This is a genomic window from Nitrobacter vulgaris (genome assembly GCF_031453995.1).
Classification (GTDB): Bacteria; Pseudomonadota; Alphaproteobacteria; order Rhizobiales; family Xanthobacteraceae; genus Nitrobacter; species Nitrobacter vulgaris.
Genome location: NZ_JAVDPZ010000035.1, coordinates 21,939 through 35,437 on the forward strand (window position 1 = coordinate 21,939; position 13,499 = coordinate 35,437).

At 60.4% G+C, this 13,499-nt stretch carries 14 protein-coding genes and 1 pseudogene; 8 read left to right on the top strand and 7 right to left on the bottom strand.

Translation table 11 applies throughout. From position 1 onward, the window contains the following. Nucleotides 1–812 precede the first annotated feature (812 nt). From GGQ85_RS17075 to hemA, 3 genes are all read left to right on the top strand, one after another. Entirely contained in the window at nt 813–1,493 is a 681-nt protein-coding gene (locus GGQ85_RS17075; protein ID WP_079445395.1) for an outer membrane protein, read from the top strand. Nucleotides 1,494–1,674: 181 nt separating this feature from the next. After that, nucleotides 1,675–2,700, top strand: a complete 1,026-nt coding sequence (gene bioB / locus GGQ85_RS17080) for a biotin synthase BioB (RefSeq protein WP_309775539.1) — start codon at nt 1,675–1,677, stop codon at nt 2,698–2,700. 224 nt (nt 2,701–2,924) lie between these two features. Further along, on the top strand, nt 2,925–4,154 hold the full coding sequence (gene hemA / locus GGQ85_RS17085) for a 5-aminolevulinate synthase (RefSeq protein WP_079445317.1): 1,230 nt from the start codon (nt 2,925–2,927) through the stop codon (nt 4,152–4,154). A gap of 296 nt (nt 4,155–4,450) precedes the next feature. Here the strand turns inward: hemA and GGQ85_RS17090 are convergent, their stop codons facing one another. Together GGQ85_RS17090 and GGQ85_RS17095 are read right to left on the bottom strand one after the other, a co-directional pair. Next, nucleotides 4,451–5,101, bottom strand: coding sequence for a response regulator transcription factor (locus GGQ85_RS17090; RefSeq protein WP_309775540.1), 651 nt, complete (start codon nt 5,099–5,101; stop codon nt 4,451–4,453). Nucleotides 5,102–5,329: 228 nt separating this feature from the next. After that, complete coding sequence (locus GGQ85_RS17095; RefSeq protein ID WP_079445315.1) at nt 5,330–5,857, bottom strand: hypothetical protein; 528 nt, start codon at nt 5,855–5,857, stop codon at nt 5,330–5,332. Nucleotides 5,858–6,281: 424 nt separating this feature from the next. Here GGQ85_RS17095 and GGQ85_RS17100 point away from each other — a divergent pair, with 424 nt between their 5' ends. From GGQ85_RS17100 to GGQ85_RS17120, 5 genes are all read left to right on the top strand, one after another. Further along, complete coding sequence (locus GGQ85_RS17100; RefSeq protein WP_079445314.1) at nt 6,282–6,665, top strand: AtpZ/AtpI family protein; 384 nt, start codon at nt 6,282–6,284, stop codon at nt 6,663–6,665. A 68-nt stretch (nt 6,666–6,733) separates the two neighbouring features. Beyond that, nucleotides 6,734–7,477 (top strand): F0F1 ATP synthase subunit A, encoded by a 744-nt coding sequence (locus GGQ85_RS17105; protein WP_079445313.1) that lies wholly within the window; start codon nt 6,734–6,736, stop codon nt 7,475–7,477. A gap of 57 nt (nt 7,478–7,534) precedes the next feature. Continuing rightward, nucleotides 7,535–7,762, top strand: coding sequence for a F0F1 ATP synthase subunit C (locus GGQ85_RS17110; protein WP_009796340.1), 228 nt, complete (start codon nt 7,535–7,537; stop codon nt 7,760–7,762). Between the two features lie 63 nt (nt 7,763–7,825). Further along, complete coding sequence (locus GGQ85_RS17115; RefSeq protein WP_309775541.1) at nt 7,826–8,383, top strand: F0F1 ATP synthase subunit B family protein; 558 nt, start codon at nt 7,826–7,828, stop codon at nt 8,381–8,383. A gap of 7 nt (nt 8,384–8,390) precedes the next feature. Then, nucleotides 8,391–8,876 (top strand): F0F1 ATP synthase subunit B family protein, encoded by a 486-nt coding sequence (locus tag GGQ85_RS17120; protein WP_309775542.1) that lies wholly within the window; start codon nt 8,391–8,393, stop codon nt 8,874–8,876. A 196-nt stretch (nt 8,877–9,072) separates the two neighbouring features. Here the strand turns inward: GGQ85_RS17120 and GGQ85_RS17125 are convergent, their stop codons facing one another. The 5 genes and pseudogenes from GGQ85_RS17125 to GGQ85_RS17145 all read right to left on the bottom strand — a co-directional run. Next, nucleotides 9,073–9,768, bottom strand: coding sequence for a hypothetical protein (locus GGQ85_RS17125; RefSeq protein WP_309775543.1), 696 nt, complete (start codon nt 9,766–9,768; stop codon nt 9,073–9,075). A 131-nt stretch (nt 9,769–9,899) separates the two neighbouring features. Continuing rightward, nucleotides 9,900–10,484 carry a GNAT family N-acetyltransferase gene (locus GGQ85_RS17130; protein ID WP_309775544.1) on the bottom strand — a complete coding sequence of 195 codons (585 nt, stop codon included), beginning with the start codon at nt 10,482–10,484 and terminating at the stop codon, nt 9,900–9,902. Between the two features lie 33 nt (nt 10,485–10,517). Continuing rightward, nucleotides 10,518–11,807, bottom strand: a complete 1,290-nt coding sequence (locus GGQ85_RS17135; RefSeq protein ID WP_309775545.1) for a M16 family metallopeptidase — start codon at nt 11,805–11,807, stop codon at nt 10,518–10,520. Continuing rightward, a complete protein-coding gene (gene thrC / locus GGQ85_RS17140) occupies nt 11,804–13,222 on the bottom strand; it encodes a threonine synthase (RefSeq protein ID WP_309775546.1) in 1,419 nt (472 codons plus the stop codon). The genes GGQ85_RS17135 and thrC overlap by 4 nt, the downstream gene beginning before the upstream one ends. Nucleotides 13,223–13,400: 178 nt before the next feature. Beyond that, nucleotides 13,401–13,499: pseudogene (locus GGQ85_RS17145) on the bottom strand (DUF983 domain-containing protein); the annotation flags it as partial.

A 13,499-nucleotide genomic window follows, 5' to 3' on the forward strand; every position in this document is an offset into this window, starting at 1 on the left:
GTTAAACCGCCGTCCCGCTCACGGACTAACGTTATCGGCTAATGATTGCAAATTTTTCGTCTCTAATCCGAGTCCCTCCCATTGACAAGTCATGTATTCAACCTGCGATGGGCTGGTTCTTCGGAATCAAAATTTCACGCAACCCCCTCCACTGGCGAACCATCCTGATGGACAAGCAGCTCCCTTGATTCTGACAGCAGTGACCGGTAGCGAAATACCCTACCGGACACGATGAACCGGTCCGTTGAATGCGATCGGTGCCATCTGTTTTCGGGATGCAATAGGGCGATGCTGCAGAGGCCGGCGACGCCATCGCCAGCACCAAGATTGCGGCTGTAATCGTAGCTCGCATGCGCTACCCTCGGGCTCCGGCTGTATCTCGCAACTGTATCACAGGCGTGAAAACCAAACTCTAAAAGGTTAATGTTTTCAACGGATAGGCCGCAGGGGAGCGCAATTCAATCCTGTCTGGCAGCACCATTCCTTCCTTGAAGAGCGCGAACGATCCTCAAGTAGCGCGAATCGAAAGGTGATTCGCAGAGTTGCGGCTCCGAGACCGCCCGAGGAAGCTTCAGCAGCCGTGTTGCTTGCCCAAAATTGGCGGGAAGGCACGGGAATTAAGGCTCCATTTAGCTTTTATTAGGGCGGCATTAAGCTTACAAGGTCCGATGCCCTCTTGCTGCCCCCTCAACGGATTGCGAACGTTTCAGAGTGTGGCGTCTCAGTGACAGCTTTTTTCGGCAAATCGATCTAGGGTCCAAATGACGGGGCCGACGAACGGCTGCTCGGAACTTGAATTCCTGGAGAACACAATGAAAAAGATTCTGCTCGCTTCTGTAGCCTTCCTCGGTATGGCCGCGATCGTGCCAGCACAAGCCGCCGATCTTGCGGCGCGTCCCTACACCAAGGCACCGGCCTACACGCCCGCGCCGATCTATAACTGGACCGGTTTCTACATCGGTGGTCACATCGGCGGCGCTTTCGGTGGCAGCAATAACGTCCTTGCACCGGGCTTTATCAACAACAACAACGACGGCCGGTTCATGGGTGGTGGTCAGATCGGCTACGACACGCAGTTCTCCCCTAACTGGGTGTTCGGTATCGAAGCCAACTACAGCTTCCTCGACACCGGCAGCAATTTCGCCAACCGTGGCCTCGGATCGGTCACCGGCCGGCTCGGCTACACCTGGGGTCCGGCGCTGCTGTACGTCAAGGGCGGCTACGGCTGGGCTGACTCGCGCTTCACCAACGGCTTTGCCGGCACCGGCGGCCGAGACGGATACACTGTCGGCGGTGGTCTGGAATACCTGTTCACCCAGAACTGGTCGGGCAAGGTCGAATACCAATACTACGATTTTGGCAATGTGAATTTCATCGGTCCGGTCGGAGCTTTTGGCACCTTCCGCAACGACCAGCACACCATCAAGGTCGGCCTGAACTATCGTTTCAACTGGGGTGCTCCGATGGGCGCTCCGCTTGCTCCGGGATACTGATCACTTCCGAACCTCACGGTTCTGAAATAGAGAAGGGCCGGCATCTGATGCCGGCCCTTCTTGCTTTGGGGCTTTTCGCGGCTTGAGTCGTTCGCGATTCGCCATGCACATGGTATCTCTGCCAGGCGGGCGGTCGGTTCAAAAACCGATTCCGCATGACGAGACACACGGGAATAACGCCATGGACTCAGCCTCGGTTTCGTTCGACAGCACCCATGATTCGGTCGCGCGCACACGCCACGATTGGACGCGGCTCGAAGCCGAGACACTTTATAACCTCCCGTTCCCGGATCTGCTTTTTCAAGCGCAGACCATCCATCGCCGCAATTTCGATCCCAATCACGTCGAGACCGCGAGCCTGCTCAGCATCAAGACCGGCGGCTGCCCGGAAGACTGCGGATACTGTGCGCAAAGCGCGCATTACGACGCCGGGGTCAAAGCCACGAAGCTGATGGACAGGGAAGCGGTCCTTGACACCGCCCGGCGGGCAAAGGATGCCGGCGCCGGCCGGTTCTGCATGGCGGCGGCCTGGCGCAATCCGAAGGACAGGGATCTCGATCGGATCTGTGACATGGTCAGCGCCGTCAAGGAACTGGGCATGGAGACCTGCGCGACACTGGGGATGCTCACGCCCGAGCAGGCCCGGCGGCTGCAGAAGGCCGGACTCGATTTCTACAACCACAATGTCGATACTTCCCCCGAATTCTACGGCCAGATTATCACCACCCGCACCATGCAGGACCGTATCGACACGCTCGCCCATGCACGCGAGGCCGGGCTGAAGCTCTGCTGCGGCGGTATCATCGGCATGGGAGAGCAGGTCGGCGACCGCCTCGGCATGTTGATGCTGCTGGCCAATCTCCCGGCGCATCCGGAAAGCGTTCCTATCAACATGTGGAACGAGGTCCAGGGGGTGCCGGTCAACGCCACGGCCGAGCGACCGGATCCTATTGCGCTGGTCCGCATGATCGCGGTGGCGCGGATCATGATGCCGAAGAGCGTGGTAAGGCTGTCAGCGGGCCGGCAATACATGACCGATGAACTGCAAGCGCTGTGCTTCGTGGCCGGCGCCAACTCCATTTTCATAGGCGACCTTTTGCTCACCACGAAGAATCCGCAGACCGTGCGCGACGCGGCATTGCTCGACCGCCTCGGCATGAGGTCGCCGCTGGACAGTGCGAAAGCGCCTGCCGTCGCGCTGATCTGACCGGGAGAATTACCTCGGTTGCGGCGTAACGAGGGGTCATCAGCTTGCTCGCATGACGCGAGCGGGCAGCCGGTTGCAGGGCCGCTTTGTTCCAGCGCAAAATTAATGGCGATTTTTAACCCTCAAGCCGGCGCTTTTGCGGATTAGGCTCGACAGCCCCGCGGGAAAGGCTCTAAAAAGGTTCTGATCGGTCCGGCGTACCGGGCTTTTATCCGGATGTTGTCATGGATTATAGCAAGTTCTTCAGTAACGCGCTGGATCGCCTTCATGACGAGCGGCGCTACCGTGTTTTCGCCGATCTTGAGCGCATTGCCGGTCGGTTCCCCTATGCCACCTTGCACACACCCAAGGGCCCGCGCAACGTCATCATCTGGTGTTCGAACGACTATCTCGGCATGGGTCAGCATCCGAAGGTGGTCGGCGCCATGGTCGAGACCGCGACCCGTATCGGCACCGGCGCCGGAGGCACCCGCAATATCGCTGGAAACCATCATCCTCTGGTCCAGCTCGAACAGGAGCTTGCCGATCTGCATGGCAAGCCGGCGGCGCTCGTGTTCACATCCGGTTATGTCTCGAATCAGACCGGTATTTCGACCCTCGCAAAGCTGATTCCGAACTGCCTGATCCTCTCTGACGCGCTCAACCACAATTCGATGATCGAAGGCATCCGCCAGTCCGGCTGCGAACGTGTGGTTTTCCGCCACAACGACCTTGCCCATCTCGAGGAGTTGCTTCGCGCCGCCGCCCCAGATCGTCCCAAGCTGATCGCCTGCGAAAGCCTGTATTCGATGGATGGCGATGTCGCGCCGCTTTCGAAGATCTGCGACCTCGCCGAACGCTACGACGCCATGACTTATGTCGACGAAGTGCACGCCGTCGGCATGTATGGTCCGCGCGGCGGCGGCATCGCGGAGCGCGAAGGCGTCATGCACCGCATCGACGTCCTCGAAGGTACGCTCGCCAAGGCCTTCGGCTGCCTCGGCGGCTACATCGCCGGCAATTCCGAGATCATCGACGCCGTGCGCTCCTATGCGCCGGGCTTCATCTTTACCACCTCATTGCCGCCCGCGATCTGCTCCGCGGCGACCGCCGCGATCCGACATCTCAAATCATCAACCTGGGAACGCGAACGCCATCAAGAGCGGGCCGCGCGAACCAAGGCGAGCCTGATCGCGGCAGGTCTACCGGTGATGGTCAGTTCGACGCATATCGTTCCGATTTTCGTCGGCGATCCCGAGCGCTGCAAGCAGGCCTGCGATATGCTGCTGCACGACCACAACATCTATATCCAGCCAATCAACTATCCGACCGTTGCCAAGGGAATGGAGCGGTTACGAATCACGCCGTCGCCGTACCACGACGACGCGCTGATCGATCAGTTGGCCGAAGCGCTGCTTCAGGTGTGGGAGCGTCTCGGTCTGCCGCTGCAGGCGAAATCCATGGCAGCCGAGTAACGACCTGTCGGAACGTTTTCGCGTTTAACGGAAACACAAACGCGTTCTCGTTCGAGGTGAGGTTTTTTCAGCGTGAACCGCTGCCCCTCCTCCGCTAAGCAGAGGAACTGATCAGCTGGAAACTATCCAGCTGAGGAGGTGCGATTGCCGCGAAGTTTTTTCAAGCAGAACCCGCCTTAGTAGCGGAAGGGCTAATATAGCATTTTCGAGCGAAGTGGGCACCGGTTCGCGTGAAGAAAACGCGTTAAATCAAGATTATAGAGCCCCGTTTCTGATTCCGTCAGAAGCGGAGGGCTCTAGGACGCGGAAAGCTGCCGCCGTGAACTCGCCTCCGAGAACACAATCCGAATCAGATCGGCAGTGTTTTTCGCCCCGAGCTTGTCCATGATCCGCGCGCGATGAACCTCGACGGTGCGCGGACTGATGCCAAGTCTCCTCCCCGCTTCCTTGTTCGAAGCACCCCTGGCCACCTGGGACAGAACCTCGCGCTCTCGGCAGGTCAATAGATGGCAGCCGGAAAAGTTGGCGAGGCCGCCGTTCTCGCTCCCGCGCATCTCTCGCCAAACCTTCACCGCGGCACGAACACGATCGACGATGGCATCGGAGGAAAACGGCTTCTCCAGGAAGTCGAGCGCGCCATGCTTCATGGCTTCCACAGCCATTGCAATGTCGGCTGCGCCCGAGATCACAAGGATAGGCGAGGCAACTTTTTCGGCGGCGAGCCTGCGCAGGATTTGAAATCCCGATTCGCCGGGAAGATGCAGGTCGAGAATGACACAGGCGGGAGATGCGCTGCGAACCTTCTCAAGAAACGAAGCGCCGTCGCTAAAGCCTTGCGCGGCATACCCCTCGATTTTCAAAAGGAGAACCAGCGTTTCACGTACCGACGAATCATCGTCGACGACGAAAACCGGGACATCCGACACAAAAGGCAAAAGCTTTCCCATCCGCGGCTTCCTCACGAGCGAAAGGCGAGTTACCACAACTTATACGTGTATAATCTGATTCGTGCGGGGTCCGCAATCATCTCGGCAGAGTGGTCCGCGAGGCAGTTTGATTTGATGGTGAGAGCAGCGGCCATCAGGGGCTTCAAGGGCAAGCCCTGCGACACACAATATGGCACGACAGGCGTGATCGCCGCCGCCGCCATCAAATGCCTTCAGCTTACCCGGGCATCAGATTCCTGACGTATCGCGCTGGACGCGGCTCGCCATCTCGATCAGCCGCCGCCAGGCACGCTCGACGAATGACATCAAGCGGCCCATATCGCGATCGCTCGGGAGTGGAATCTCAATGCTGTTGCGGTTGACGTCCGCGGATTTCGGTCCGTCAGCCTTTGGCGCAGCCGGCCCCGGCTCACCCGACCCCTGTTGTTGAGGCAATTCTTTCTGAATCTTGTCGGCCGGCTCGCGCGCGGCGAGCTGCGCCTTCAATTTTTCGTTCTCCGCCTGCAACCGGCCAATTTCCTTATCCAGCGCGGCATGCTCTTCAGGCAAAACGTAGCACGCCCAACCCGAGCCCTTGTTCTCGCAATGGGAAACCACGCCGGTAAGCGTATCCAGCCTGACAAAGCCGCCGCTCATCGGCACGAGCGTATAGCGTCCTTTCTCAGCCTCCTGCGCAAGCGCCGGAACAACCAGGCAAAAGAGCATCGCGGTGATCGCGGAAATCCGCAACAGTCTGAACGGTATCGCCGCGTACATGCTCTGCTCCGTCGAGACCGAATTCGCTTCACCCGAGCGGGCGCTCTGTCATCGACCTATAGCGCCGACCACCCGATTTCAACGCGTCGGCAATCCGTTTCGGGTCCACGTCCACCCTCAACTATCCTGCCGCTGCGGCGCGTCAGACGACCCTCCAGATACCCCAAGTCGCCAGCTTTCTTGCGTTGCGAGCGCGCCCGCAACGCTTAGCCAGCCCGCCGCCTTTCGCGAAGACCGCTTTTGCAGCGCGGCAACTAAGCGCAGCCGCTTTGATTTTCTAGAATAAAGCCAGCTAATTCAACGCTATAGTCCACAGCGACACAATCTTGACTTGACCTTGGGCCGTCAGTATGGTCCGCGCGGCTTCTGAGGGTAACGGGCGTAATTTCCTGAAGATCGCGGCGTTGTGTCGGGTGTCGAGAGCATGGCTGACGGCACGGACAAAAACAGCAGCGGGCACGGAGATCGCGAGCATTCGGCTCCCGACGAAGCTGCGCTTTCCGAAAGGCTCGGAAATCTCGATCAACGGCTGTCCAAGCTTCGTGGGCACCGCAAGAACGAGACTGACCAATCCGGTGATGGAAGCGGGGACGGAGCTGCCAGGGCCTCGGCAATGGCGCGTGGTTTCCGCCTATCCTCCGAATTGATCGCGGGCGTTGCTGTCGGGGCGTTGATAGGCTGGGGATTCGACCGCTTGCTGTCGACCTCGCCCTGGGGGCTGATTGTGTTTTTCCTGCTTGGCTTCGCAGCCGGCGTGATCAACGTGATGCGGTCGGCGGGCGTGATTCCCGAGCAGACAGACCGATGACGGATGGCCGTCTGGACGATTGAGTTGCTTGAACGCCGGCCTGCCGGCAGACTGAAAGTTGCACGCGGATGATGGACCCGATCCACCAGTTCAACATCGAGAAGATTTTCACGATCGGCCATATCGGCGGCCAGGAAATCGCCTTCACCAATTCCTCCGCCTACATGCTGCTCGCCGTCGTGCTGACATCGCTTTTGATGCTGGGCACCGGTCGCAAGCTCGTGCCCGGGCGCATGCAATCGATCGCCGAGATCAGCTACGAGTTCGTCGCCGACACCATACGCACCACCGCCGGCAAGGACGGCATGAAGTTCTTTCCCTTCGTGTTCTCAATCTTCATGCTGGTGACCGTCTCAAACCTCGTCGGCATCATTCCCTACACCTTCACGATCTCGAGCCACATCATCATCACGGCCGGCCTGGCTTTCCTCGTCTTCTTCACGGTGCTGATCTACGGCTTCTACAAGAACGGCCTGAGATTCTTCAAACTATTCGTGCCGTCGGGCATTCCGGTCGCGATCCTGCCGCTGGTGGTGGCGATCGAGATCATCTCGTTCTTGTCGCGGCCGGTCTCGCACAGCGTGCGTCTGTTCGCCAACATGCTGGCGGGTCACATTACGCTGAAAGTGTTCGCGAGCTTCGTCACCATGCTCGGCGCCATGGGAATCGTCGGCGTGTTCGGCGCCGTACTGCCGCTGGCGCTGGTGGTGGCGCTCACCGCACTCGAGTTATTGGTCGCATTCCTTCAGGCCTACGTCTTCACAATTCTCACCTGCATCTACATCAACGATGCGATTCATCCCGGTCACTAAGGCCGGTACACATCCCTCCAAAGTCACTCTCACAAGCCTCAGCAAGGAGTTTGTTTCATGGATCCGATTGCCGCGAAGTACATTGGCGCTGGTATTGCCTGCATCGGCATGGGTGGCGCCGGCGCCGGCGTGGGCATCATCTTCGGCAACTATCTTGCCGCGGCGGTGCGCAATCCCTCGGCCGCCCAGGGCCAGTTCGGCAACCTGATCTTCGGCTTCGCGGTGACGGAAGCGCTCGGCATCTTCTCGCTGCTGATCGCCCTGTTGTTGCTGTTCGCACTTTAAGATCACTGACCGGCTGACGGGACCTGGAAAGCCGGGTCCCGATCGACCGCAAAGGAGAAGCCCGTGGCTGAAAGTCATGGCAACGCACAGGGCACGACGGCCCACACCGAAGCCGACGGCGGCCACAAGGCTCCGTTCCCGCCGTTCCAGAAGGACACCTTCGCGTCCCAGCTGGTATCGCTGACGATCACGTTCGTTGCGCTCTATATAATCTCGTCGCGAGTGGCCTTGCCACGCGTCCGCCAGACCATCGATGACCGACAGAACACGATCGAGGGCGACCTCGCGCGGGCACAAAAGCTGAAGGACGAGTCCGACGGCGCATTGAAGGCCTATGAGACCGAACTCGCGGCCGCGCGGACACGAGCGCAGGCGATCAGCAACGACACCCGCGAGAAGCTGAATGCAGCGGCAGACGCCGAACGCAAGGCGCTCGAGGAACGGTTGTCCGTCAAGCTCGCCGACGCCGAGAAGACCATTGCCTCAACGCGCGCGGCGGCGATGAGCAACGTCCGCAGCATCGCAAGCGATGCGGCAACGGCTATCGTGCAGCAACTGACCGGCGCAACGCCCGATCCCAAGCTCGTCGACGGCGCCGTCGAAGCCTCGATGAAGGGATGACGAGACCATGTTTGCCCAACCGGAAACCTGGGTTGCCATAGCCTTCCTGATCCTGATGGGCGTCTTCGCCTATGTGGGAGTACACCGCACGGTGCTGTCGGCGCTCGATCGTCGCAGCGCGCGCATCAAGGGCGAGCTCGAAGATGCGCGTCGCCTGAAGGATGAAGCCGCGAAGCTGCTCGCCGACTACAAAGCCCGCCATGCGAGCGCCGAGCATGAAGCGCAGGAGATTATCGCCTCGGCCAAAGCCGAAGCCGAGCGCATCGCGGCCGAAGCAAAGGTCAAGATGGAAGATTTCGTCGCGCGCCGCACCAAGAGCGCGGAAGGCAAGATAGCCTCGGCAGAAGCCCAGGCTATCGCGGATGTCCGCGCCGCCGCTGCCGACGCCGCTGTCGCCGCTGCCTCCTCAATCCTGTCAAATTCGGTAAAGGGACAGCTTGCCGACGATCTGCTCGCCAAAGGCGTCAGCGAAGTTCGGACCAAGCTCAACTGAGTTCTTTCAAATGCGACGAAAGCCGGCGTGAGGTGCTCCGCCGGCTTTTTTGTTTCCCGGACTGTTACCGATGGACTGCCGAACGGTATCATCAAACGCGGAAGCGTGACCACAATCGCAACGACCGCGGCGTATTCAATATCCGCTTGCGCGAATTGCTGCCGACGGATCGCGCGCAGCGCAACCGCTGTGTCCGTTATCTCTGCGATCTCGGCCGTTTGCGATCCGAGCGTGGTTCAGGCTTCAGCGCCTGCGGATCGAATCCGACGTAAAACACGTAGCGGTCGGCGGCCGCGCTCTGCGGCGCCGGATACGAAATGTCGTCCGAAACAAAGCTGTAGGTCCCGCCTTCGTTGCCCGACAGGTTCACCGTAATCGTATAGGCCTTGGTGGCGATCGTTTTCGCGGAAACGCCATCCTCAACCACCGCGACGCGCAACGGCACCTCCACAGACGACGGTGCCCCCGCCGGCCCCACGATGACCCGCCCGCGGATACCGACCTTGATTGCGATCTGATGCGTATCGGTGTTGTAGTCGCATTCTCGCGCGGTATCGCCGATAGTCGCCTGATAGCGGACATCGGTACCACTCGCCGGCTGACCTGAGGCGCCGACCGTGTAGGTCGATGCGCCGGCACGGATGGAGACGGTCGGACAGGTAAGATCGTCGGGCACAGAAGCCACGTCGCCGGATGCCGGCGCCGCTCGCTCCGGCTGCGATTTGACGCCGAACATTTCCTTGAAACGATCCCCGAGCGACTGCGATAGCGCTGGGGAAGCGGCAACTATCCAGCAGCCTGCGACCATAATCATCAGACGCAACGGAAAGCCAACCAAGTGCCTGACAGGAGCCGGTTCATCCACTTCGGTGGTGCCCGCAACATTAAGCATTCACGTCGTCCGTCGTTGTTTCCACGCGCGGCTTTATAACAAGCCAATGGCCGCAAGCCAAAGGTGGGGTTCGTCAGACGGAAATGACGGGCGACCTCGGACCGTCTCCGATTCTTTCGGACGGAAAATGTCTAGCCGTGGAAATCGTCGTGCAACATGCCGAACAGCAGGTGATCCTGCCAGATTCCATTGATGCAAAGATAGCGACGCGCCAACCCCTCCCGCGTGAAGCCGCACTTTTCCAGCACGCGAATGGAGGGCATATTGTTGGGAATGCAGGCAGCCTCGATGCGATGCAGGTTCAGTTCGCCGAACAGGATCGGAAGCAGCACCCGCAACGCCGCGGTCATATAGCCTCGCCCCGCATAGGGCTGGCCTATCCAATATCCAATAGTGCCTGCCTGCGCGATGCCGCGACGGACATTGGCGAGCGTGACCCCACCCAACATGATGCCGTCGGACTCGCGAAACACAATGAATGGGTAGGACCTGTCGCCGGCGATATCCTCTGCGTAGCGGCGTAACCGCCGCCGAAATCCGGCGCGGGTCAGGTCGTCCGATGGCCACATCGGTTCCCATGGGGTCAGATAGGCGCGGCTGTGCTCACGAAGCTGTCTCCATTGCAAAAAGTCGGACATCTCAGGCGCACGCAGCAACAGACCGTGCCCTCGCGGCACAAGCGCTGGCGCGCTGGACGGCAGACGAAATAGAGCCATGACCGTTCCTCGACCCCGAATCCCAGCCTGTGGCTAGTGGAGCAAAATTCGGGCCTTCGACTGTGCCAATCCTTCCGCAAAAGCGACCGCAGTGTCCAGCCCCCTGCCGCTGCCAAGCGCGACGACCGCGGGACGGCTGCGCGCCAGCAGGATGCGCGCCGCGTCGCGCGTTGAGTCGACGCTGACGGCATCGATCCTGGCCATCAATTCGGGAACGCCCTGGGGCCGTCCATAGACGAGCATATGCCGCGCCAATTGTTCGGCGCGGGCGCTGCAACTCTCCAAAGCCATCAGCAGGCCAGCTTTCATCTGCGCTTTCGCGCGCGCGATCTCAGCTTCCGTCAGCGTTTCCACAGCCTCGCTGATAACGTCGACAACGACTTCCATCATTTCCGGCGCGTCGCTCGGATCGGTGCCGGTGTAGAGCCCAAAGAAGCCAGTGTCGGCATAGGGTGCATGGAAGGTGTAGATTGAATAGCACAGACCGCGCTTCTCACGGACTTCCTGAAACAATCGCGAGGACATGCCGCCCCCCAGAACATTGGTGAACACCTGCAACGAGAATAGCGAGGCATCGGTCTGCGACACCCCTTCCAGCGCAAGCGTCAGATGCGCCTGCTCGAGGTCGCGATGCACCACTTTGGAGCCACCGCTGCCGAATTTCGCCGCCGGCGGCTGCGGAGCCGGCGCGGCATCCAAACTTGCAAAGCAACGCTCGACCTCGGCCACGACCGCCTTGTGCTCGATCGCACCCGCCGCCGCTACCACCATGTCCGGCCCGCGATAATGCGTTTTGAGATATCCATGCAGCATGTCGCTGTTGAACCGCTTCAGCATCTCCGGCGTACCGAGCAGCGAACGCCCGATCGGCTGGTCCGGATAGCAGAGCTCGTTGAGATGCTCGAAAACGACGTCGTCAGGAGTGTCTTGCGCCGCACCCATTTCCTGCTCGATGACGCCTTTCTCGCATTCGAGTTCCTTCACGTCGAAGCTAGGATTGGACAGGATATCGCTCAGCACGTCGAGCGCGAGCGGAACGTCAGCCTTCATCACCCGCGCGTAATAAGCCGTCGTCTCAACACCGGTAGCGGCATTGAGATCGCCACCGACTGCCTCGATCTCCTCAGCGATCTCTCGCGCCGAACGCCTGGTGGTTCCTTTAAATGCCATGTGCTCAAGCAAATGCGAGATGCCATGCTCGTTTGGTTTCTCGTCGCGGCCGCCAACTCCGGTCCAGACTCCGAGCGCGGCGGTTTCCAGATGCGGCATGGCATCAGTGATGACCGTGAGGCCGGAAGACAGTTTCGTCATATCGACACTCATCCGGCAACTCCGTGCTTGGCGGCGCGGCTGACGGACAGCGCGAACCGTTCGATTTCTGCCTGATCGTTGTTCACGACCGTGATCCGCTCGGGCCGAGTCATCAAGCCGTCGAGCCAGGCCGGTAATGGAGGCCGCACGCCGCAGGCGGCTTCAACCGCGTCAGGGAACTTTGCGCCATGGGCGGTCGCCAGCACGATATTGGGAACACGCGAGTCGGGCGCGTCGCGATCGGCCACTGTCAGCGCAACAGCTGTATGCGGGTCGACCAGATCTCCGGCTTCGCGCCACGCCGTGCGGATCGAGGCGGCGGTCTCTGTTTCGTCGGCGCGCCCGGCATCGAAGTCGGCGCGCATCGCGGCCAGCACCGAATCCGGCAGCGCGAAGCGGCCGGATTGCTGCAGCGACGCCATCATCGCGCGCACCTGCGCGGCGTCGCGCCCCGTCGCCTCGAACAACAGCCGCTCGAAGTTGGACGACACCTGAATGTCCATCGATGGCGAGGTGGTGGCGTGAACTTCGCGCACTTCATAGATGCCGGTCTTCAGCGTGCGCGGCAAGATATCGTTGATGTTGGCGGCGATACGCAACCAGCGTATCGGCAGACCCATGCGCTTTGCGACGTAGCCGGCAAAGATGTCGCCGAAGTTGCCGGTCGGCACGGTAAAATCGACGGCCCGTGCCGGCGCGCCCAGCGCGACCGCCGAGGTGAAGTAATACACCACCTGCGCAACAATTCGTGCCCAGTTGATCGAGTTGACACCGGAGAGCGACACCTCGTCCCGAAAGCGGTGGTTGTTGAACAGCCCTTTCACGATCGCCTGGCAGTCGTCGAAGGTGCCTTTGACGGCGAGTGCATGAACATTTGGCGCGGCCGTCGTCGTCATCATGCGCCGTTGCACTTCGGAGATGCGGCCGTCCGGGAACAGCACGATCAGATCGACATTGGCGCTGTTGGCGAATGCGTGGACCGCAGCGCCGCCGGTGTCGCCCGAGGTTGCGACGACGATCGTGGTGCGCTGGCCTCGTTGTGACAGAACATGATCCATCAACCGGGACAGCAACTGCATCGCCACGTCCTTGAACGCGAGCGTCGGACCGTGAAACAGCTCCAGCATGAACTGTTGAGGACCGATCTGATCGAGCGGCACCACCGCCGGGTGCCGGAACATCGCATAAGCTTCGTTGGCCATCCGGCCGAGATCGGCCTCGGTGATGTCTCCAGCCACGAACGGCCGGATTACCTCAACGGCCACCTCCCAGTACGGTCGGCCGAAGAAGCCTGCGATAGTGTCGGGCGTTAGCTGCGGCCAGATTTCGGGCACATAAAGACCGCCGTCACGAGCGAGGCCGGCCAGCATCACGTCGGAAAAGCCGAGTTTCTGGGTTTCCCCCCGAGTCGAAAGATAATGCGTCAAGCCGGCCTCCAACGGCGGAGTGCGTTGCCAAATATTTGATAGCGCGAGTTATCCATGTCGCCATCAGCGATAGCCGCCGCGTACCATAAAGCGTTTCGGGATGAAGAGGAAATCGAAGGGAGAGAAAAAGCCGCGCCGCCCAATGCAGCTAAACGTTGCGTTGAAGCGTTTCGCGCCTGAGGGTAACAGCGAGGACTGTTGGGATCCAGAGAGCTGCGTGGATCCAGAGGGCTGGCTGGTACTTGACTTCGACGACGAGTGCGGCGGCGACGACGAT